The organism is Dysgonomonas sp. Marseille-Q5470 (assembly GCF_951230145.1).
In the GTDB taxonomy this organism is placed as follows: domain Bacteria; phylum Bacteroidota; class Bacteroidia; order Bacteroidales; family Dysgonomonadaceae; genus Dysgonomonas.
This window is the reverse complement of record NZ_CATNVE010000001.1, coordinates 168,581-191,476: the sequence shown is the minus strand read 5'-3', so window position 1 is coordinate 191,476 and position 22,896 is coordinate 168,581. Positions and strand designations below refer to the sequence as shown.

The window sequence follows — 22,896 nt, the reverse complement described above, 5'->3', positions numbered from 1 at the left end:
TAATCTGTGAAAAACCCAATTTTTGTATTAGCTCCCGATTCGTTTAAAGGTTCCATGACAGCCAAGCAAGTGTGTGATGCGATGGAAAGAGGTATAAAAAGAATCTACCCTGAAGCAATATGCATCAAAATACCAATGGCAGATGGAGGAGAGGGAACTGTGCAATCTTTGGTAGATGCTACCGACGGTAAGATATATGAAGAGCCTGTAACGGGTCCGTTGGGATCGGCAGTCTCTGCTAAATATGGAATTCTGGGTGATGGATCTACTGCCGTTATTGATATGGCTTCGGCAAGTGGGCTTTACTTGATAGATAAGGGTAGCCGCAACCCACTTGTGACCACTACATACGGCACAGGTGAGTTGGTTAAGGCATGTCTCAACAGAGGTGTAAAAAAAATAATATTGGGAATAGGAGGTAGCGCTACCAACGATGGTGGCGCAGGCTTCGCCCAAGCGTTAGGAGTCAGATTTCTTGATAAGGAAAATAGAGATCTGCCGTTTGGCGGATTAGCTCTCCGAGAATTGGATAAGATAGACGTCTCATCTATAGATATGCGATTACAAGATATCAATATTGAGGTAGCCTGTGATGTATCCAATCCTTTGTGTGGAGAAAACGGAGCCTCTTTTGTTTTCGCACCGCAGAAAGGAGCTACTGCGGAAATGGTAAGTGTGCTGGACGATGCCTTGCTACAGTATGCAGAAGTGATTAAAAATCAACTGGGCAGAGAAGTGAAAGATGTACCGGGAGCCGGTGCTGCCGGAGGTCTCGGAGCCGGATTGCTAACGTTTACAAATGCACGTTTGCAGAAAGGCATCGATATTGTAATAGACTATACTAATCTTAAAGCTGCGATAAAAAAGGCTGATGTGGTATTTACCGGTGAAGGTAAAATAGATTCTCAGACCCAATATGGGAAAACACCTTATGGTGTCGCTCAACTAGCACGAGCGGAAGGGAAAAAAGTAATAGCTATTGCAGGAGATCTGGAAAAAGGAGCACAGGAGTTATATACTTCTGTCTTTGACTTTATAATTCCCATTAAACCTGAAAGTGTTTCCCTGGAGGAATCGATGAAAAGAGGAGAGGAGTATGTAGAGCAGGCTATTGCAAACTTCTTGACGAAGCATGAACTATAATTATTGACTAAAATATTATGAAAAAACAAGCTGTTTTATTTTTACTTGCAATCTTTGCTTTGTGTTCTGTACAGGCTCAGACTGTGGATACAATTGAGGTATTCAGTCCTAAAATGAACCGAAGTATAAAAAATGTAATAATTCTTCCTGATGGATATAAGAAGGATGGTACGGTTAAATATCCTGTGCTGTATCTTCTGCATGGCTACTCGGGACGTTATGATTCGTGGGTGTCGCTCAAGCCAACACTACCGCAAGATGCTACCCGATTGGGGATGATCGTTGTTTGCCCCGATGGACAAAATAGTTGGTATTGGGATAGCCCTATCGATCCTAAGTTTCAGTTTGAGACCTATGTGAGCAAAGAATTAGTGCAGTATATCGATCAAAATTATAAAACAATTACTTCTCCCAAAGGCCGTGCGATAACAGGGCTTAGCATGGGTGGTCATGGAGGTTTGTGGCTAGGTATAAACCATCCCGATGTTTTTGGTGCATGCGGGTCGATGAGCGGAGGTGTAGATATACGTCCTTTTCCAAACAATTGGGATATGAAACTGCGTATAGGTTCGTATAAAGAGAATTCCGAGTTGTGGAATAACCATACGGTGATCAATCAACTGGATAAGATAGAACCGGGTTCGTTATCTATTATTTTCGATTGCGGAACAGATGACTTTTTCTATCAGGTAAACGAGCAATTGCACAAAGAAATGGTATACCGAAATATCAATCATGATTATATCGTTCGTCCGGGAGGACATACCGGTGAATACTGGAATAACGCAATTGATTATCAAATGCTATTTTTTTATAAGTTTTTTAAGCAGAAATAACTAACTTTACTGTTCTTTGCATCAAATGAATAAATGGAACAGAAAGATGTTATAATAGTAGACCGGCAAGGTATAACCCGTATCGGGATGGAGACGCTAGTAGGTGAGACAAAAAAAGCCTCTTCGGTACTTTTCACGGAAAGCAAATCCGAATTGGTAAGATTGTTGAGCTCTCACCCCGAAGCCGTTGTGATACTGGATTATACCCTGTCTGATTTTATAAGCGTAGATGATTTGCTGAATGTAGGTTATCGTTTTTCGCATGTAAATTGGTTATTATTCTCCGAAGAACTGAGCTATGAGTTTCTGCGCAGATTGACATCTACAAGTGAAGCCTACAGTATTGTGCTCAAGTCGTCGGGGCTCGACGAGATAAATATTGCGCTGGCTCATGTATTAAGGGGCGAACGTTTTATTTGTGCAAGGGTTGCCAACCAATTACTACAAGCACAGAAAGCACCTACCGATACTGTGGATTATATATTGACCTCTACAGAAAAAGAAATACTGAAAGAAATAGCCATAGGGCGTACCACAAAAGAAATTGCGGCGAATCGCAATCTTAGCTTTCATACCATCATTACCCACCGTAAGAATATCTTCCGCAAGCTGGAAGTAAACAATGTGCACGAAGCAACGAAATATGCGATGCGTGCAGGGCTGATTGATATGGCAGAGTATTATATCTGATTCTCAGATAATAGTTTATTTATAAAAGCTTTTATTTTATGTTACTCTTTTGTCATTTTGACGGAGGTAGGATCTTTGTCGCTAAATATAGATGCTTCTTTACCTCAGCATGACAAAAAGAATGTGCAGATACTAACCTTTTTTCTGATTACTTAATATTAACAAAATCTACATATCAATTCCCGAACGAAATTTATCTGTCATCTGTTCTAAAAAAGCGCTTTAATTAGCGTACTAGGCAAATAATTATATCTTTGTATAAATCGTTATTAATCGATTAATATAAACCAAAACGAAAGAATAAATGCAAAATATTGACAATCAAAAAGAATATAAAGTACTCTTCGTCTGTTTAGGGAATATCTGCCGCTCACCTGCTGCGGAAGGAATTTTCAAGACGATGGTAAAAGAGCAGGGGTTAAGTGATAAAATTACAGTTGATTCGGCGGGAACGTCAGGATATCATATCGATGAATTGCCCGACTTGCGAATGAGAAAGCATGCAACAAGGAGAGGGTATACGCTGGATTCTTTGTCTCGTAAGTTCACGGTTAATGATTTCGATCGCTTTGATCTTATCTTAGTGATGGACGACAACAATCATCGTGATGTAATGCGACTAGCACCCGACTTGGAATCGGAAAAGAAAGTATACCGTATGATGGATTTTTCGCAAGACTTTGTACACGATCACGTACCCGATCCTTACTACTCGGGCGCTGACGGCTTTGAGCTGGTTCTCGATCTGCTGGAAGACTCTTGCGATGGGCTGCTGAATAAAATAAAGAAAGGTGAATTGTAACTAATTCACCTTATCTATTTGTCCTCCTTCAAAGAAGTTGATTATATTTTTTACCACTTCGTGAGCCATATCCCGCCGTGCGCTATAAGTGCCTGTTCCGGCATGAGGGGACAGAATGGCATTATCTAATTCCAATAGTTCCGGGAAAATCTTAGGTTCTTTTTCGAACACATCAAGACCTGCCGCATATATTTCTCCTGTTTTCAAGGCTGTGGCAAGAGCTTTCTCATCCACCAGTTGCCCACGGGCAGTATTGATAAGTATAGCACTGTTTTTCATTTTCTTGAATTCGGCTTCTCCCATCAGGTGATAAGTTTCGGGTGTAGCAGGTGCATTAAGCGATACCACGTCCGACTCTTTGAGGAGTGTGTCGAAATCTACATAGGTGGCGTTATACTTCTCTTCAATGTCTTTTGGCAGCCTGTTCCTATTATGATAAATGATGTTCATGCCCGATGCTAAGGCTCTGCGTGCAACCGCCTGCCCGATACGCCCCATGCCATATATACCAAGCGTTTGTCCATAAAGCGAAACCCCTAAATCTCCATATATACTCCAATCGAGCCTGACGCCTGAGTGCAGCTTGTGATTGTAATAAGCTACTTTACGAGCTGTTGCCATCATCAGGGCAAAGCACAATTCGGCTGTGGGCTCTAGTACCGATTGGGGGGTATTGGTTACGGCAATGCCTTTCGAGGCGGCATATTCCACATCTATATTGTTATACCCTACGCCATAGTTGGCTATCAGTTTTAGGTTTTTTGCCTTATCTATAATCTCTGCATCTGTCTGAAACGAAAAATTAGGGACGAATACGTCTATGTCGGATATCCGTTCCAAAATTTCATCTTTTGTGAATAGCTTGTTTTCGGGGTATATAATGATAAACTTTCCTTCAAGTCCGGCAAAATCTTCCCGCTTGAAATTATGCCCCATCAATATCTTTTCCATCTTAATGTTTTTAATCTTTTTTCAAACCAAAGTTTCCGTTTGTAATAACTACTGAGTACCCTTTGTTTAGCTCTAACGTCCAACCATTCCCCGATAATTTATATCCATCCATATTGGTCGGATTTGTTATTGTGATTGTTTTCCAATCCGAACTTACTAATGCTCCATCGGTAACTGTTAATGTGCCCCATTCATCTATAACTCTAACGTTAGGGTATACAGTACCTTTATTTTCAAGAGGCATAATGTTACGAGGGTCGAAGTTTATCCTCATTTTTTCCAATCTTATTTCGAAATGAGGCTGTTCGATAAATTTGGATTTGTATTCTACTATAAGTTTCTGGATTTTTTCTTCGCGGATTACCTCTTCATTTGTAATCTCAGTGCCATTATATGAGTTCGCAATTTGGCTCACGACATCCTTCAAATTTGAAGGAATTTTCACTTGAAAAGCATCAATAAGAAAATTACTGAGATTGGTATTATCATTTATACTTCTGTTCCAGCCTTGCTTCCTCTTATTCAATAAATAGCCATAGACAGGGATCGTCTGATAGGCGAAAGAGCGTACAAAGGTGGGATTTTTCATAGATCTATCAATGTTCTTCACAAAGTGTTCTCCCTTTTGTTTTTCGGGTCTTCCACAACTTGCTTCGCCTGTATATTCGGCAAGACCTTCATTGAGTTCTAGTTTATTTTCCTCGGTATCCGCCCCGGAGAAAAGAGATTGCCTGTATTTTCTGAATATAAATGCATTCGTCACATGCTCATTAATCTGGGATGTTGTCGATGCCGAAACTGCTTTTTTAAGAGCCTCTAATTCTAATCGCAAGTATATACGGCCATCTTTACTGTCAAGATGAGCACAGTTACCATTACTTTGGCTAAACCCCAGTTCCGGTTGTACAACATGGAACCGTTCATGAAGCAATAAACTTATTCGATCATATTTATTTTCGGGCAAAGGCAGCATCACTGTAGCCCAATCTGTTCCGTTCCATCGGATAGAAGTATTAGCTATATTTTCCTTTTTGGAGAAAATTCCGGTATAGATATGATTGTCTTGTTTTAGTTCGCCTAACGAGTCTTGTACATTCGCATAGATTTCTTTCGTTGCCGGATTAATCAACATTATAGGACCAAAGATATTTTTACCCCAAAGGTTCTTACTTTTCTTTGCAGCAACTTCTGCTTCCTTAAAGTATACATTCGCCTCATCAGTGCGTAAAGCCATTTTCTCTTGACCGAAAGAGTCTAGAGAAACAAACATTAAGATGATAAATAATATTCTTCTGCCCATTTTATACAGTAATTAAGTAGTTGGTAAAAAATAATGACTTATTTCTTGTATTGAAAGATCTCTGTGTGACACTTTTTACTCTGTGGTAAAAGAAGGGAAATGAGAATACGAGAGTAATTCCTTTTTATAACTTGCTTTATTTATAAAACACCCGAATCCACCAGTATTTCTCTTATTCGAACCCAATCTATATAGGGTCTATCAGATGTGGGATCATCTAAAACAAGTGGGCAACCCAGAGCCGCATCGTCTATGTAGAGATGCCCATAGGCCTTGGGCGATGATGTCCAAAACCGTTGGGTCGGATTTTTTTGGATGCCATACAAAGGTATGCCATTATCTTCAAACCATTTTACGGCTTCTGTCAGTACGTTTTCTTCAACGATGACTTCCTCACCATTTATTTTTTTCTTCTTTTTGCGGTCGCTGCGCATCGTAAAGAGTATCAGTCGATGACCCTTATCCGTTAGTTCTTTCAAAACAGGGATTGCGCCAATATCTTTTCCTATATTCGGGAACTCATGTGTTACACATGTCCCGTCAAAATCTATACATATATCCATATTACTTAAAACAGAAATAAAACGCTTTTGTTTACAAATCGAAAAACCCGGATTATAACTAATCCGGGCCTATATCAAAAGAATAATTTTCTGAGAAATTATTACTTGTTTTCAGAAGTTCCGTTTATATCGTCTTCAAGGCCATTTACACCATCTTTGAAGCTTTTTACTCCTTTACCCAATCCTTTCATGAGTTCAGGAATTTTCTTTCCTCCAAACAATAGTAAAACAACAATGGCAATGATGATGATTTCTCCGGTTCCTAAGTTTCCTAAAAATAAAAGAGTGTTCATCTGGCTATTAATTTATATCGTTATACATTTAGATTGCTAAAGTAGTCAGAATAAAATTATTCTTGATAACTTTTTACATCTTTTAAATAAAGGTTTTATTATACTGGGGTAAAGAAGTCCGTCGGCTTTTTTACGGTATATACAATAAAAAACATGGTGCTGATGAAGCTTTCTTTATATCCGATTTTTTGTCAAATAGAATTATTTGTCTAATTTAGGGTGCTTAAGAACCAGAACTAATTTATTAATATTATGAGAATTATTAAAATTTCTTTTGCTTTGCTCGTTGCTTTGGTAACAAGCGTTAGTATGTTTGCACAATTGCCTGTATCTCTAGGAGTAAAGGCCGGAATGAATTTGTCCGAGTTGCAAAATGTAGATGATGATAATAAGGTTGGTTTCAATATTGGGCTAACTGCCGAGCTTGCATTACCAAGTAGTTTTTATTTGGTGTCGGGACTTGAGTTTACGACGAAAGGAACCAAGGGTAAAAATGTACCGGTTAATGTTTCCGGTACTAAGGATAAAGTTACCTATAATTCGATGTATATTCAATTGCCTATACATGCCGGATATAAACTGGATTTAACACCCGGGACTAAACTCGTATTCCGTGCAGGGCCGTATTTGGCTTATGGAGTAGGGGGAAAAATAAAATCAGATGCAAAACTATTTGAAGATCAGGATTTCTTTGGGGATGATACCAATCGTTTCGATTTTGGAATTGGCGGAGCTGTAGGTGTTGAATTTTTAAATAAAATAAATGTTAGCCTTGGTGCCGATCATGGATTAACTAAAGTGTTTAAAGATACTAAAATCAAAAATCGGGCTGCATATATCAGTGTAGGATATAAATTCTGATCCGTTCTATTGTAAGCTTATTAAGAACTATCTGTCTTGATTTACTTTTTGCATTTTCAGCTATAAAGTTTATCTAATAAGAGAGAGTTCTTTGATATAACAGGGTGACAAAAGGTGGCACTTTAAAACATGCTTAAAAGTGTCACTTTTGTCACTTTTTGATTGTAAGTAGCTGATATTTAGTGAATATGTCTTTGGCTGAATTGTCACTTTTTAGACTTTTATCGACACTTTTTATGGTTTATAGTTGATTCCGGCTTTGCGTGCCTGAGCATGTTGCAGTCTTCTGGGAACATTATAGAGCCTGCCATCTTTTATCAGTCGCGAACCGGTTTGCTTAAACCAGAATGATATGTTATTCGCTATACATAGCTTGTGCAGTTCCATAATCCAGTCGAAATTGCAAGGGCGTGCATTTTGACCCGATTCGCCTCCGGCTGTAATATGCTCTACCCATGACCCGATGTAAGGGTTCAGGTCTATCCTTTCCAAGAGAGGTTCGCATATAATCATTTTGTGTTTGATGGGAGCAGCTTTGTAAATAGGTAGCCTGTAATCGGCTCTGTCTTGATTTTCTACGGTGCAGCAAATGGTGACATTGTCGTAGCCATCGCCCCAATCGTCGGGAAGCCCTACTGTCAGCCGATCGATGCGTTTGGTTATCATCAGAAAGGTTAGGTCGCTTCGTTCCCGTATCATTCGCCAAGCTTCGGGACGCCATTGATCTGCGTCTTTGTTGAAGAAGTCGGATGTGAAACAGGTATATACTTCTGTGCCGGATGGTATTTTGTATTCTCCGTTTCTCTTTTTCCTGATGGGTACATCGAAGTTTTTTGTTTGGGTTACAATCGTGCTATCTATGCCTCGTCTTGCATCACCACGATACACATAGCAGTGTTTGCAGCCTTCGCTTATCTTGTGGCAGCCGTGCCACGGATTCCATAGTGCTGACATAATCATTCTTTGTGACTTCAAATATAAGAAAAGCATAGTGAGTTTTTCACTTTATACCAAAAGTTTATATCTTTGTGCACCCATGTAAATTGATTATAAATAACAACCATATAATATGTTCGAAAGTTTAAGTAATAGATTAGAGCGCTCGTTTAAGATACTGAAGGGTGAAGGTAAAATCACCGAAATAAATGTTGCGGAAACCCTAAAGGATGTTCGCCGTGCTTTATTAGATGCCGACGTAAACTATAAGACAGCAAAACAGTTTACCGAGACTGTGAAGGAAAAGGCAATGGGGCAGAATGTGCTTACTGCCGTTAAGCCTGAGCAATTGATGGTGAAGATAGTTCATGACGAACTTGCTGCCTTGATGGGAGGAACCGCTACAGATGTTCATCTGAAAGGCAATCCGGCTGTAATCCTTATGTCGGGTCTTCAGGGTTCGGGTAAGACTACTTTCTCTGGTAAGCTTGCCAAGATGCTGAAGTCTAAGAAAGGTAAGAATCCGTTACTTGTAGCCGGAGACGTTTACCGTCCTGCTGCGATCGAACAGTTGAAGATATTAGGAGAGCAAATCGAAGTTCCTGTATATTGGGAAGAGGGAAGCAAGAACCCGGTACAGATCGCTCAAAATGCAATTAAGCATGCAAAGCAAAACGGCAATGACCTTGTCATCGTCGATACCGCCGGTCGTCTGGCTATTGATGAGGAGATGATGAAAGAGATCACAGCGATTAAAGATGCTGTGAAACCTGATGAGATTCTCTTTGTAGTAGACTCCATGACGGGACAGGATGCGGTGAATACTGCGAAGGAATTTAATGACAGGCTCAACTTCGACGGGGTAGTGCTTACCAAGCTCGATGGTGATACGCGTGGTGGTGCTGCGCTTTCTATCCGCTCGGTTGTAGACAAGCCGATCAAGTTTGTGGGTACAGGTGAAAAGATGGATGCATTGGATGTATTCCACCCTGAGCGTATGGCAGACCGTATCTTGGGTATGGGTGACATCGTTTCACTCGTAGAAAGAGCACAGGAGCAATACGATGAAGAAGAAGCTCGTCGCCTACAAAAGAAAATAGCAAAGAACCAGTTTGACTTCAACGACTTTATCGGACAGATACAGCAAATCAAAAAGATGGGTAATCTGAAGGATTTGGCGTCTATGATTCCGGGAGTTGGTAAGGCTATTAAAGATATGGATATTGATGATGATGCTTTCAAGAGTATCGAAGCTATCATTTATTCGATGACACCCAAAGAGCGTTCAACTCCTGAAATCCTGAACGGAAGCCGCCGTGAGCGTATCGCTAAAGGTAGCGGAACATCTATCCAAGAGGTGAATAAGCTTATCAAGCAGTTTGACCAGACTCGTAAGATGATGAAGATGATGACTCAGATGAAGGGTGGTAAAATGCCGAATATGAGAAGGTAATTCTTTATAGAATGATATATAAAAAGAAAATCCGGATCGTATGATCCGGATTTTCTTTTTTAGTATATAGATGTCTTACAGGCCTTTTTCGCTTAAGTATCTTTCCGCTTCTATCGCAGCTTGACAACCACTTCCGGCAGCTGTAATAGCTTGACGATATATAGGGTCGGCTACGTCTCCTGCGGCAAAAACGCCTTCTACTCCTGTTTTTGGAGTACCTGGTGTTGTGATAATATATCCTACAGGGTCGAGGTTAAGCTGCGCCTTGAATATGTCCGTATTAGGCTTGTGTCCGATAGCAAGGAAGAATCCGTCGATCTTGATATCGAACTTTTCTTCGTTAGGTTCACCTAGGTGTCTTACTACATGTACTCCTTCTACGCCATTTTCGCCAAATAGTCCTGTAGCGTTGCATTCGAATAAGATCTCTATTTTAGGATTTTGCATAGCTCTGTCTTGCATCACCTTCGATGCACGCAGATGTGCTTTACGTACAATCAAATACACTTTCTCGGCTAGTCCAGCCAGATAGATAGCTTCTTCACAAGCAGTGTCTCCACCACCAACAACGGCTACAACCTTCTTGCGATAGAAGAATCCGTCGCATGTAGCACAAGCAGAAACACCCATGCCAGCATATTTAGTTTCGTCTGATAGACCTAAGTATTTGGCACTGGCACCTGTTGCTATAATAACAGTATCTGCTTCAATCACTTTTTCGCCGTCGATAGTTACTTTGTGCGGATGAGAAGAGAAGTCTGCCGCTGTAGCTATGCCAAAGCGTATATCAGCGCCAAAGCGTGTAGCCTGTTTTTTTAGGTCTTCCATCAGTTCGGGGCCGGTAATACCTTCAGGATATCCCGGAAAGTTTTCAACCTCGGTAGTTGTTGTTAATTGTCCTCCGGGTTGTATTCCTTCATATAGTACCGGAGAAAGATTTGCTCTCGATGCATAAATAGCTGCAGTGTATCCCGCAGGTCCTGAGCCAATAATGAGGCAACGTACTTTTTCGTTCATGTCTTATATTTTTTATATGTTTTGTTTATATTTTATGCAAAGATATAGAATTTGCTTATATCTCCAAAGGTTATTCGGTTCGTATTTTCTATGTAATGATAAACACAATCTATGTTATCTAAGGTCTACTATTTCTGCACTGGGATAATCTTTCTTATTGAAAGAAAAAGTAGCATCGGAAATATTAGTTCCTGTTTGATAGCTTTTTATAGATAAGATATTTTGTATGCCGGCTTTATCTGTTAACGTGATCTTTGAGAATACATTGCTGGCTTTATCTATTTGTACCAATATTTTGGTGATGTCTGCATTCTTCTTTTGGGGAATCAGTTCTATCTCCAAAACGGTTTTTCCTCCTATTCTTTTTTCTCCTTTGTAGGATAGATTATAGCCTTTCTTATAAATACTGAAAAGCATAGAAGGGCTTATTCCTTGTAGCTCTGCACCTGTAGGGTTGCTGATGTTCACTTCTTCAGTATCTTTTACATACACCCATTGTGTTTTACCGTCGAACCAAGTAATAGCATCGGGTATCTCTATCTTGAACTTGTCTCCCTTCATATAAGCCTTGCCATCGTAGCTATATACGAGTTTAGCCTTTGTGTCTTTAGAGTCTAAAGTAAAGCTTGCTATAACCCCTCCGGCTTTGTTGTATGTTTCGGCCGCTTTATCTAAGATCGAGCGTGCATCTTGTGCAGAAATACTCAGCGTGAATACTAAGAGTGATATAAGGGAAAGTAACTTTGTTTTCATCTTTTGTTATATTGTTTAGCCTTTTTGACTTTGTTATTCATTAAAGGTTTAAATATTAAACTAGCCTATTCTTTTTTCCGGCAGAATGATTTGACCATTAAGGAGGCTTAGCCAAATGAATTTAACTTCTGTTCTAAACTGTATTCGTCAGCAATAAGAACATCACGAGCCTTGCTTCCTTGCGTTGGTCCTACTATCCCTGCTGCTTCCAGTTGATCCATCAGACGACCTGCACGGTTGTATCCGATAGAGAATTTACGCTGTATTAGCGATGTAGATCCTTGCTGGTGAACTACGAGAAGACGTGCAGCCTCTTCAAATAGTGGATCTCGATCGTTGAGGTCGATATTTCCAACTTTGTCTTCGCCCATTTCTCCTATATATTCGGGTAGTTCGAATGCGCTCGAATAACCCTGTTGGTTTCCTATATATTGAGCTATACCTTCTACCTCAGGAGTGTCGACGAAGGCGCACTGGATACGTACAAGGTCGCTGCCCTGTGAGAAGAGCATATCTCCACGTCCGATCAATTGATTGGCACCCGACATATCAAGTATCGTGCGGGAGTCGATCTGCGAAGTGACACGGAAAGCCATACGGGCGGGGAAGTTCGCTTTTATAGTTCCTGTAATGATATTTGTTGTCGGACGCTGTGTTGCGATCACCATGTGCATACCTACGGCACGAGCTTTTTGGGCAATACGGGCGATAGGCATTTCTATCTCTTTTCCGGCAGTCATTATCAGGTCGCCAAACTCGTCGATGATAATAACCAGATAGGGGAGAAAGCGGTGTCCTTTCAATGGGTTTAGTCGGCGTTTGCGGAACTTCTCATTGTATTCTTTTATATTACGTACTCCGGCATTCATAAGCAGCTCATAACGATCATCCATCTCTTTAGTCAGAGAGTTTAGCGTCTGAGTTACTTTGGTAACATCGGTGATAATTGCTTTTTCTGCGTCAGGGAGTTTTGCCAGATAGTGTTTCTCTATTCTTGAATAAATATTGAACTCCACCATCTTTGGGTCAACCAACACCATCTTCATTTCGGCCGGATGCTTCTTGTATAGTAACGAAGTTATTATGGCATTCAATCCTACCGATTTTCCTTGTCCTGTTGCTCCTGCTACCAGTAAGTGAGGCATTTTGCATAGGTCGAACATGAAAATCTCATTCGTGATTGTCTTCCCTAAAGCAACGGGGAGATCGAAAGCACATTCCTGAAACTTGCGAGACGCAATTACAGACTGCATCGATACTATTTGAGGATCTTTGTTCGGAACCTCAATCCCTATCGTTCCTTTACCCGGCATAGGGGCTATAATACGTATACCCAGAGCCGAGAGACTAAGGGCTATGTCATCTTCAAGGTTGCGGATCTTAGAGATACGTACACCTGCTTTTGGTACTATTTCGTATAAGGTGATTGTAGGCCCTACTGTTGCTTTGATGGATGTGATCTCGATGCCATAATTTTGTAGAGTCGTGATGATCTTACTCTTGTTGGCATTCTGTTCCTCCATGTCCACTCCTTTGCCTGTCATGTCATATATTTTCAGCAATTCTGTAGATGGGAAATGGAAATTGGATAGATCTTTGGTCGGATCGTATTCTTCCATCTCTTCGCCTTCGGGCAAGAAGTCCGGAACATTTTCCGTATTTGTAAGCGGCTGAGGATTTACCGGAGGAGTAAATGTGTTTTGTGTGGGAGTAAATTCTTCATCCTCAGGGATAACAATCTCGAAGTCGTTGTCTATCTTCATCGAAGTTGCCGGCTTGTCCTTTGTTTTCTTATCCTTTGTTGTAGCTGTAGGCAATATGAAGTCCTCCCCGAAGTCCTCCGTTTCGGGCGATTGATCATCCTCTTTTTTCTTTCTCCTTAGAAAGCTAAACCAGCTTTTCTTTTCTTCAGCCGGAAGCTCTTCTTCATATACCTCTTCTTCCTCTTCATATATCTCTTCTTCCTCCTGATTAGAGTTTTTTAGTGGGTTCTTAAATAGTCCACGGAAGAATTCCATAGAAGCTTTCTTCGTAATGATAAGGAATATAATGAGTAGAAGAATAATAATCATAATAACGCCCGGTATGCCCAATGCGGCTTCCAGTATTCTTTCTACCTCCATTCCGTGAGCACCACCCCAAAGGATGTTGCTTCCGTCGTTTATCAGTCTCGAAATAAAAGCACATGTAATAGAACCCCACACAAGAGCATAAGCCATAAGCAGGAATGAACGGATAGCCGAAATGTTGACGACACGCATCAGCTTCAAGCCCATCAGGATGAGATATACAGGTATAAGCAAAGAGAATACTCCAAACCAATTGTTTATAAGCTTTTCTGCTACGAATGCACCTACAACGCCTGTCCAGTTGCTTATTTCCTGTTTGTGAGAAATAAGATCAAGAAAGAATTTATTTGTTACCTTGCTTTGGTCGGCAGCACCTGTAAAGAAAAATGATATTTCTCCCAGTAGTATGTATGCCCCAAAAAATGAGAGACAGACTCCCAATAAGAATTTTGTACGCTCTTTTTTTATGAATTCGATGAAAGAGGTTCTTTTATCTTGAGTTTTCTTTTTCCTGACTGTTTTTTTTGCCATATAGTGAAGCGGTAAAGCTTTTTATTTTTCTTTTAAGTAGGTTATATTCGATACAAAGATAACTCTTTTTCAGAAAGATTATCCTTGCTGTTTCTTCTTTTATAAAGATATAAAAAGATAGTAAAATAAAAAGATTTATAAAAAATAGAAATATAATTAAACCTTTTAATGTTTTGCCAGTCACAGAAATCAGTCAAAAATAATTAAAAGGAAAATGAAAAGGAATATCCCCATACTTTTATTTCTATGTGCATTTTTAGGATTGAGTGCACAATCGCAGACCACAGCGATAACAGGAACAGTATTCGACAATGAAATGAAAGAGCCGATAGAGATGGCCAGTATAAGAATCCTAAATGCTAAAGATAGTGCGTATGTAACTGGTACAGTGACGGACGAGAAAGGAAAATTCAGCGTAGGAGTCAGACAAGGACGCTATATTGCTCAAATATCATTTATCGGATATACTGATCAGTACTTCAAAGCAAATGCCCAAAAGTCTGTGTCCCTTGGAGATATATACATGAAGGAAGATGCTATTATGCTTGGGGAGGCTGTAGTGGAAGCTAAGGCTATAGAGGTACAAGTGAAAGGCGATACCATAGAATACAATGCCGACTCGTATAAGGCGCAGCAAAGCGACGTGGTAGAAGATATGATAAAACGAATGCCCGGCGCTGAAATAGATGAGAATGGAAAAATAACGATCAACGGAAGAGAAGTAAAGAAATTCCTTGTGGACGGAAAAGAATTTTTCAGCGATGACCCCAAAGTTGCATCTAAAAGTTTGCCCGCTAATATTATAGATAAGCTTCAGGTACTTGATCGTAAATCTGACATGTCTCAGATGACCGGTTTTGATGATGGCGATGATGAAACTGTGATCAATCTAACGATAAAGAAAGGTATGAAGCAGGGTTTTATGGGCGATACTTATGTCGGCTATGGCAGTAAAAAGCGTTATGAGGCAAATGGGGTATTTAACTACATGCGCGATAATACTCAGTTTACACTGTTAGGAGGATTAAATAATACAAATAATGCCAGTTTCTCAGATTTTGCCTCGAGAGCATTTAGTGGACGAGGCGGAGGACGATTGAGATTCGGAGCGAACAATGGAGTCGCAAAAACACTGAATGGAGGGTTGAACTTTGCTACTGAGTATTCGGACAAGCTAAAATATGGAGGAAATGTTCGGTATGGCTCTGTTGATAATGATGTGTCTAGTATTACAAGCCGAAGATTTACAGGAACGAGCCAAACACAAAACGGGAATTCTCTTGGGAATAATAAAAGTGATAACTTCGGTGCAAATTTTCGCTTCGAATGGACTCCCGATTCATTAACAAAGATCGTTTTCAGACCCAATATTCAATACAATAAGAACATAAATGATCAGACAGCAGAGAGTGAAACGTCATTTGCCGATAGTCCTGAGAGAGACTACAAGGAATCGTCTTGGAATACGGTTGATGGGAAAGGTCTTTCTTTGAGTGGTAACCTTGATATCAGTCGTAAGTTGAATAGTCAGGGACGAGTATTGAGTTTCAGTTTTTCGGGAGGTCTGAATAATTCGGATAGCGAAGGTTATGATTACTCTCATTCTATCTATGCAGACCCTCTTAAGAATGATTCGATCAGGGATCAAAAGTCATTGCAAGATGACAAAGGTTATAATTGGCGTGCATTTGTTTCGTATGTAGAGCCTTTGGGTAGAAACAATTTTTTGCAATTAACTTATAATGTCCGTAACAATCATTCTGAAACTGACCGCAAGGCATACAATAAAGATGCTGACGGAAATTATAATGTGATAGCGGAAGAATATACACGCAATGTGAAGAATGATTTCCTTAATCAGAATGTTTCTCTGAATTTTAAATCGATTAGAGAGAAATTTGACTATACATTGGGCGTTGGATTAGAACCATCAAGATCTAAGACTAGTATTTTTCAGCCCAGCCAACCGGAAAAAGGTATAAAGCCACGTAATTCGCTGAGTTTTGCTCCTAATGCTCAGTTTAATTATAAATGGGATAGAAGAAACACACTCCGGGTAGATTATAGCGGAAGAACATCGCAGCCTACCACAACTCAGCTATATGATGGTATTATCTCTCAAAGTGGATTTGATGTTACTTATGGTAATCCCGATTTGAAGCCAAGCTTTCAACATAGTTTGAGAGGACGATATCAGAATTTCAATACAAACAGAAACTCTAACTTATCAGTCTTTACAAATTTCAATTATACGATGGATGCTATCGTGAACGTTTCTACATACAAGGACCAGGGACGTGAAATGACTTATAAGAATGTAGATGGTAATATGGATGGATTTATGGGAGTGACATATAATACTCCTCTGCGAAATAAGAAGTTTTCGATTAATACATTCACAATGGGGAGATATGCTCGCAGCACTACATTTATAAATGCAAAAGAAAATAAGGCGGATACATATAACTTTAGAGAAAATATGACATTGCAGTTTCGCACCGGTTCTCTTGATGATCAGGTAAGAACGTTGAGTGATGCTCGCTTTTTGTTGAATATAGGCGGTAACTTCGGATATAACAATATAAAAAATACCATTTCAACCGATCAGGATAGAGAGACATTTAATTATGGAGCGAAGGGTGACTTCACCACTTATTTACCTTTGGGTCTTACTTTGCAATCCGATATTCAATATTCGACTAACTCGGGTTATACTAGCGGATATAAGTTGAACGAGTGGTTGTGGAATGCTTCGTTAACTTATAATATGGACTCGATGCTAAAAGGTATATTTAAAAATAAGTATACAGGAAATGCTCTGTTGCGCTTCAAAATATATGACATCTTACAGCAGAGAAGTAATATAAATATCGATCAGAATGCATTATATATACAGGAGTCCATATCTAATACGATCAACAGCTACTTCATGGTCAATTTTGTGTATAAGTTCCAGATCTTTGGAAAAGGCACAAAAAGAGAAGATATGGATGGAGGAGATAGAGGCTGGGGAGGTAGAGGCCCCGGAGGTCATCCGGGAGGAGGCCCTATAGTGTTTTAAATACATAAAAAAGAAAATCCGTAATTTAAATATTGCGGATTTTTTGCTTTTATAAATATGGAGCTGTAATCAGTGAAAAATATTGTAATGTGGATTTGGAATAGTTAAAATACCTAGAAATGGTGATTGTAGGATTTTCTTGATTTTTATACCTTCGCGTCGCATCCAGAAACAACAATTTATCTATTCTTATTTTAAACACACTATGAATTTTCTAAAACGTCTTTCTAAACACTTTCTATTGTTTATTCTTCTTCTATTTTTCTCTTCGTTCATACATGCTAACCTGATCAGAACAGATGCCAATATATTTGGCCATGTAGTGAATGCAAAAACAGGTGAGCATATCCCATTTATAAATGTTGTACTCAAAAATACAACAATAGGTGTATCTACCGATGCTACTGGACATTATGCATTAACGAACTTGCCCGAAGGAAAGTTTATAGTTGTAACACAGGGAATCGGGTACAAACCGCAGGAAAAAGAAGTTGAACTCAGAAGAGGCAAGTCTATAGAAATAAACTTTGAGGTAGAAGAAGATGCCCTTAATCTTAATGAAGTAGTGGTAACCGCAGGGCGTACCTCTCAGAAACGTACCGAAGCACCTGTAATTGTGAACACGATAAGTACAAAAATGCTTGAGACCACGCAATCGGTTGTATTAGGTGAAGGACTTAACTTTTGTACAGGGCTGCGTTATGAAAATGATTGTCAGAACTGTGGCTTTTCGCAGGTGAGAATGAATGGAATGGAAGGCCCTTATTCGCAGATATTGATAAACAGCCGTCCTATATTTAGTGGTTTAGCCGGAGTCTATGGGCTTGAACTTATTCCGTCTAATATGCTTGAACGTATCGAGGTAGTCAGAGGCGGCGGATCTGTTTTGTATGGCTCGAATGCAATTGCAGGAACAATAAATCTTATACTTAAAGACCCGAAAACAAATAGCTTCGAAGCGGGGTTAAATACATCTCTTGTAGGAATGGGGGTAAACGGGTCGAATGGTTCTGTAGCAGATTATAACGCTACCTTCAATGCTACATTGGTAACCGAAGATCATAAAACGGGGATCTCTGTTTTCGGAAATATGCGAGATCGTAATATGTTTGATGCAAATGGCGATAGCTTTTCTGAAATAGCACCGATGAAGAATACGGTTATAGGAACTCGTATTTTTTATCGTCCTGCATACAGAAGTAAATTGAGTCTCGACTTTTTTAATATCCGAGAAGAGCGTAAAGGTGGAAATAAGCAAGACTATCCCGACCACGAAAGAGATATCTCTGAGTCGGTAAAGCATGATATGATAACCGGGGCATTGACATACGAACAATATTTCAGAGAGAGTGACTTGCTTACAGTGTTCGGTTCTGGACAATATCTTGATCGGGATTCTTATTATGGAGCCAAACAGTCGTTGAGCGATTATGGAAATACAAAGGATAAAACCTATAATATGGGTGCTCAATATAAGCTGTCCGTCAACGATATCTCTACATTAATAGGTGGAGTGGAGCATACCGGCTCGCACCTTACCGACATGAAACTGGGATACCCCGAATATAAACTGAATGACGTAGGTACAGATATCATTGTCACTCATGTGCCGAATCGCATAGTGTCTGATCAAGCTTTGAATATTACAGGAGCTTTTGCACAATATGAGATAAAAGTAGGAAAAGCAAAATTCCTTGCCGGAGCACGTGTAGAGCATTATTCTATCGATGATAAGCAGGCCGACAGTGATAAATTAGGAACGGTAGTTGTGCCTCGGGCAAGTATAATGTATGACATTTCATCGTATTTACAAACCCGTATTGGCTTCTCAAGGGGATATCGTGCTCCGCAAATTTTTGATGAGGATCTTCATATAGAAACATCGGGTTCTCGTCAGGTGATCAACAAAAACGACCCTCATTTAAAACAAGAAAATAGCTCTAGCTTTACATTGTCGTTCGATTTTAATAAAAAAATAGGAGGAATTAATACAAATATTCTGGTAGAAGGGTTCTATAATAAACTGCATAATCCATTCAGAAACGAAATTGGTGAGCCTGATGAAAATGGAACAGTGATTTATACTCGTATCAATTCAAAAGATGGAGCTGCTGTTCAGGGTGTAAACCTAGAGGTGAAGCTTATGCCGTCAGATAAATTAAGTCTGAATGCGGGATTTACTCTTCAGTCGAGCCGATACAAAGTGAGTGATGAAACTTTCGGTGAAAAGAAGTTTTTCCGAACGCCTGACGCTTATGGATTTTTAGCGTTGGATTGGGAGTTTGTTCGCAACTTTGGAGTGTCTGCAACGGGGAATTATACAGGCAAAATGTTAGTTCCGTATTTTGGCCCTGAGATAGCTAACCCCGAGGCCGGAGAATTGCGCAAGTCAAAAACCTTTTTTGATACAGGAGTTAAGTTCCATTATGATATGAGGCTTGCGGGTAATATTACTATAGAGTGGTTTGCAGGAGTGAAAAATATTTTCAATTCATATCAGAATGACTTTGACAAAGGTATCGATCGTGACCCTTCATACATTTATGGCCCTAGCTTGCCACGAACAGCTTTCTTAGGTTTCAAGATAGGGAATTTGCTGTAACGAAATTCCTTCTCTTTATTCTATATAATTAGAGGTAATTAATTATTCTTTGCGAATAAGATATTACCTCTTTTTCAATTTTATAACTTAGGGCCTTTAAGCTGTTTAAATTTTTCATAACATAAGCTTTCTTCAAATCATTAATATAATTTGTTTTACCTTCTATATTTTACAAATAACGATACATCTTATACCAACTAAAAGCTATTATCCTTATTTTTGTATAAAACATACGAATAAAGATATGAAAAGAACTACATTTTTTGTTTGCTTCTTGCTAGCAGCTTCACTTTCTGTATTCTCTCAGGAATATAACTATAAATTCCGCCTTACACTCAAGGATAAAAAAAGCGATTATTCTATTGATAAGCCGGAAGACTTTCTGTCCGCTAAGTCGCTTGAAAGAAGGCAGAAATATAATATAAAGATCGATGAAACCGATCTTCCGATATCTCAAGAGTATATAAAAGTGATTGAAAGTATTGGAGGAAAAGTTGTAGCACAGAGCAAGTGGCAACGAACAGTTGCTGTTCATTGTTCGGATAGTACAATGGTTGATAAGTATAAGGCGTTGCCTTTTGTGTCGGATGCATTGTTTGTATGGAGAGGTAAGCTGGTAGAAGAAACAAAGAAGGATAGTATAATCGCATATCCGGCTGTAGAAACTGTTGTGTTTGGCGATTATTACGCAAGAGGAAAAAACAATATCAAAATTAATAACGGACAATACCTCCATGATGCGGGGTATAAAGGTAAAGGGATGACAATTGCTGTAATCGATGCCGGCTTTAATCATTTACCTCAAATCGCAATGTTAGACAATTTGGATATCAAAGGATACAAAGGCTTTGTTTACGAAAATGAAGATATGTTTAATAGAGCCAACCAGCATGGATTAAATGTGTTGTCTTGTATTGGAACGAATAAGCCTATGCAGTTTGTGGGAACAGCTCCTGAAGCTAGTTTTTGGTTGTTGGGTTCTGAAGATGCTCGCAGTGAGTATCCTATAGAAGAGGATTACTGGGCAGCGGCTATCGAGTTTGCCGATAGTGTTGGCGTTAATGTGGTGAATACATCGCTCGGTTATAATAGTTTCGACTATCCGGCAAAAAGCTATACACATGAAGACCTGACAGGAAGAACGGCTCTTATCTCCCGTGCGGCTGACGCTGCAGCAAAGAAAGGAATATTGGTCGTTATCAGTGCGGGTAATTCTGGGGATTCGGAATGGGAGAAAATAACACCACCTTCTGATGCCTTCAATATATTGACGGTAGGTGCTGTTCAGAAAGACTCTGTTATAGCTCCGTTTAGCTCAAGAGGCTTGACCGAAGATCTTAGGATAAAACCCGATGTAATGGCTCTCGGACAAGGAGCAACAGTAGTTGGAGACAATGGGTTGGTTACATATAAAAGTGGAACTTCTTTCTCTTCACCTATCATGTGCGGTATGGTAGCTTGCTTGTGGCAGGCTTTTCCCGCATTGACCAACAAGGAGATAATAGAGGTAGTAAGGCAATCTTCTGATATTTATGATCATCCGAACAAGGATTATGGTTATGGTATTCCTGATATGAAAAGGGCGATGGAAATAGCACAACAGTTGGTTGATAAAAAAACAGCAGTGCAACAGCCAATAAAGAAAGGAAAAAAATGAACCGTCCTGCAATCTCTCTTTATGAATTGAATAATCTCATCAAGGGTGTCTTAAAAGATACACTTCCCGAAGTTTTTTGGATTCGGGCTGAGACAAGTGATGTTCGTGTTAATCAGAATGGACATTGCTACCTCGAGTTCATAGAGAAGGATATAAACGGGCGAGCCCTTATCGCTAAAGCCCGAGGAATGATATGGGCAAATACATTTTATATACTCAAGGCGTATTTCGAGAACACGACAAAACAGACCTTTTCATCGGGACTGAAAGTTCTGGTTCAGGTAAGTGTTGAGTTTCATGAATTATACGGATTCACGCTCACGGTTCACGATATCGATCCCACTTATACATTGGGAGATCAGGCGTTAAATAGAGCTGCAATAATCAAACAATTGGAAGAAGACGGAGTTCTTTCCTTAAATAAAGAACTTGAGTTGCCTATTCCCACAAATAAGATTGCAATTATATCTTCTCCCACAGCAGCAGGATATGAAGATTTTCTCGATCAATTGGCAAATAATCCTTATGGGTTTATTTTTTATACCAAGTTATTTCCGGCTCTTATGCAAGGTGAGCGCACCGAAAGCTCTATAATCTCAGCATTGGAGCGTATTTATGAATATCAGGACTGTTTCGATGCCGTGGTTATTATTCGGGGAGGAGGAGCGACTTCGGATTTGAGCAGCTTCGATTCTTACCTTTTGGCGGCAAGCTGTGCACAGTTCCCTTTGCCTGTAATAACAGGAATAGGGCATGAGCGAGACGATACGGTTCTTGATATTGTAGCGCATACACGTATGAAAACCCCGACTGCTGTTGCAGAATTTTTGATTTCGAATATTGCGGAAACAGCGATGGAATTGGACGAAATGGCTCATGATATTGTTTCTGTTGTTACGCAAAGACTACAGGATGAAGCTGTACGTTTAAGTGTTTTTGAAACAAAGAATACATTCTTACTTAAAGCATGGCTCAAAGAGCAGGATGCAATCTTAGCTTCTGCAAAGAATGTTTTGGTAAGAGGTTTGCAAAGTTCACATAAAGAAAATCAGAATAAGTTGTCTTCGTTTCAGGATGTCCTTGTCAGGGAATCGCAGCAATTAAATAAAGAGAGTATAAACAATCTTACAGTGTTTGAGAATACTTTAAAACGAGTTGCTTTGCAAAAATTTAAGGATGAAAATACGCAATTGGAGATGTTTGATAAACATCTTCTTCTTGCCTCTCCCGAAAATATTCTGAAAAAAGGATATACTTTGACTATGAAAGATGGGAAAGTGATAAAACAAAGCAGCGTAGTGAAAAAAGGAGATAAACTGACTACTGTATTTGCTGATGGAAAGCTTGATTCTATAGTGAACTAAATTTTAGAAATATC

General features: G+C 39.5%; 18 protein-coding genes. 10 read left to right on the top strand and 8 right to left on the bottom strand.

The window, feature by feature from the left end:
* Positions 1 to 6: 6 nt before the first annotated feature.
* From QOX35_RS00815 to QOX35_RS00800, 4 genes are all read left to right on the top strand, one after another.
* Entirely contained in the window at positions 7 to 1,143 is a 1,137-nt protein-coding gene (locus QOX35_RS00815) for a glycerate kinase (protein WP_283685417.1), read from the top strand.
* 17 nt (positions 1,144 to 1,160) lie between these two features.
* The gene (locus tag QOX35_RS00810) at positions 1,161 to 1,979 is read left to right on the top strand and encodes an alpha/beta hydrolase (protein ID WP_283685416.1); all 819 of its coding nucleotides are present in this window, start codon (positions 1,161 to 1,163) and stop codon (positions 1,977 to 1,979) included.
* 33 nt (positions 1,980 to 2,012) lie between these two features.
* Positions 2,013 to 2,669 carry a helix-turn-helix transcriptional regulator gene (locus QOX35_RS00805; RefSeq protein ID WP_283685415.1) on the top strand — a complete coding sequence of 219 codons (657 nt, stop codon included), beginning with the start codon at positions 2,013 to 2,015 and terminating at the stop codon, positions 2,667 to 2,669.
* 304 nt (positions 2,670 to 2,973) lie between these two features.
* Entirely contained in the window at positions 2,974 to 3,471 is a 498-nt protein-coding gene (locus QOX35_RS00800; RefSeq protein ID WP_283685414.1) for a low molecular weight protein-tyrosine-phosphatase, read from the top strand.
* On the opposite strand, the gene QOX35_RS00795 is transcribed toward QOX35_RS00800, so the two are convergent.
* The 4 genes from QOX35_RS00795 to tatA all read right to left on the bottom strand — a co-directional run bounded on the left by QOX35_RS00795 (position 3,472) and on the right by tatA (position 6,578).
* Positions 3,472 to 4,422 (bottom strand): NAD(P)-dependent oxidoreductase, encoded by a 951-nt coding sequence (locus QOX35_RS00795; protein ID WP_283685413.1) that lies wholly within the window; start codon positions 4,420 to 4,422, stop codon positions 3,472 to 3,474.
* A gap of 10 nt (positions 4,423 to 4,432) precedes the next feature.
* Complete coding sequence (locus tag QOX35_RS00790; RefSeq protein ID WP_283685412.1) at positions 4,433 to 5,722, bottom strand: hypothetical protein; 1,290 nt, start codon at positions 5,720 to 5,722, stop codon at positions 4,433 to 4,435.
* Between the two features lie 140 nt (positions 5,723 to 5,862).
* Positions 5,863 to 6,285, bottom strand: a complete 423-nt coding sequence (locus QOX35_RS00785; protein ID WP_135105535.1) for a hypothetical protein — start codon at positions 6,283 to 6,285, stop codon at positions 5,863 to 5,865.
* Between the two features lie 101 nt (positions 6,286 to 6,386).
* Positions 6,387 to 6,578, bottom strand: coding sequence for a twin-arginine translocase TatA/TatE family subunit (tatA, locus tag QOX35_RS00780; protein ID WP_006841825.1), 192 nt, complete (start codon positions 6,576 to 6,578; stop codon positions 6,387 to 6,389).
* A 252-nt stretch (positions 6,579 to 6,830) separates the two neighbouring features.
* Between tatA and QOX35_RS00775 the strand changes: the two genes are divergently transcribed.
* Positions 6,831 to 7,439 carry a porin family protein gene (locus QOX35_RS00775; protein WP_283685411.1) on the top strand — a complete coding sequence of 203 codons (609 nt, stop codon included), beginning with the start codon at positions 6,831 to 6,833 and terminating at the stop codon, positions 7,437 to 7,439.
* A 234-nt stretch (positions 7,440 to 7,673) separates the two neighbouring features.
* Here QOX35_RS00775 and QOX35_RS00770 read toward each other — a convergent pair whose 3' ends face one another.
* Entirely contained in the window at positions 7,674 to 8,393 is a 720-nt protein-coding gene (locus QOX35_RS00770; protein WP_283685410.1) for a DUF5131 family protein, read from the bottom strand.
* A gap of 115 nt (positions 8,394 to 8,508) precedes the next feature.
* On the opposite strand from QOX35_RS00770, the gene ffh reads away from it, so the two are divergent.
* Positions 8,509 to 9,828 (top strand): signal recognition particle protein, encoded by a 1,320-nt coding sequence (gene ffh / locus QOX35_RS00765; protein WP_006841828.1) that lies wholly within the window; start codon positions 8,509 to 8,511, stop codon positions 9,826 to 9,828.
* A 75-nt stretch (positions 9,829 to 9,903) separates the two neighbouring features.
* Here ffh and trxB read toward each other — a convergent pair whose 3' ends face one another.
* The 3 genes from trxB to QOX35_RS00750 form a co-directional block, all read right to left on the bottom strand.
* A complete protein-coding gene (trxB, locus tag QOX35_RS00760; protein WP_135105539.1) occupies positions 9,904 to 10,845 on the bottom strand; it encodes a thioredoxin-disulfide reductase in 942 nt (313 codons plus the stop codon).
* Between the two features lie 114 nt (positions 10,846 to 10,959).
* Entirely contained in the window at positions 10,960 to 11,598 is a 639-nt protein-coding gene (lolA1, locus tag QOX35_RS00755) for an outer membrane lipoprotein periplasmic chaperone LolA1 (protein WP_283685409.1), read from the bottom strand.
* Between the two features lie 107 nt (positions 11,599 to 11,705).
* Positions 11,706 to 14,198 (bottom strand): FtsK/SpoIIIE family DNA translocase, encoded by a 2,493-nt coding sequence (locus tag QOX35_RS00750; protein WP_283685408.1) that lies wholly within the window; start codon positions 14,196 to 14,198, stop codon positions 11,706 to 11,708.
* Between the two features lie 214 nt (positions 14,199 to 14,412).
* Between QOX35_RS00750 and QOX35_RS00745 the strand changes: the two genes are divergently transcribed.
* From QOX35_RS00745 to xseA, 4 genes are all read left to right on the top strand, one after another.
* Positions 14,413 to 17,259, top strand: a complete 2,847-nt coding sequence (locus QOX35_RS00745) for a TonB-dependent receptor (RefSeq protein WP_283685407.1) — start codon at positions 14,413 to 14,415, stop codon at positions 17,257 to 17,259.
* 205 nt (positions 17,260 to 17,464) lie between these two features.
* On the top strand, positions 17,465 to 19,861 hold the full coding sequence (locus QOX35_RS00740) for a TonB-dependent receptor (RefSeq protein ID WP_283685406.1): 2,397 nt from the start codon (positions 17,465 to 17,467) through the stop codon (positions 19,859 to 19,861).
* Positions 19,862 to 20,105: 244 nt separating this feature from the next.
* Complete coding sequence (locus QOX35_RS00735) at positions 20,106 to 21,518, top strand: S8 family peptidase (RefSeq protein WP_283685405.1); 1,413 nt, start codon at positions 20,106 to 20,108, stop codon at positions 21,516 to 21,518.
* A complete protein-coding gene (gene xseA, locus QOX35_RS00730; protein ID WP_283685404.1) occupies positions 21,515 to 22,882 on the top strand; it encodes an exodeoxyribonuclease VII large subunit in 1,368 nt (455 codons plus the stop codon). Before QOX35_RS00735 ends, xseA begins: the two co-directional genes overlap by 4 nt.
* Positions 22,883 to 22,896 lie beyond the last annotated feature (14 nt).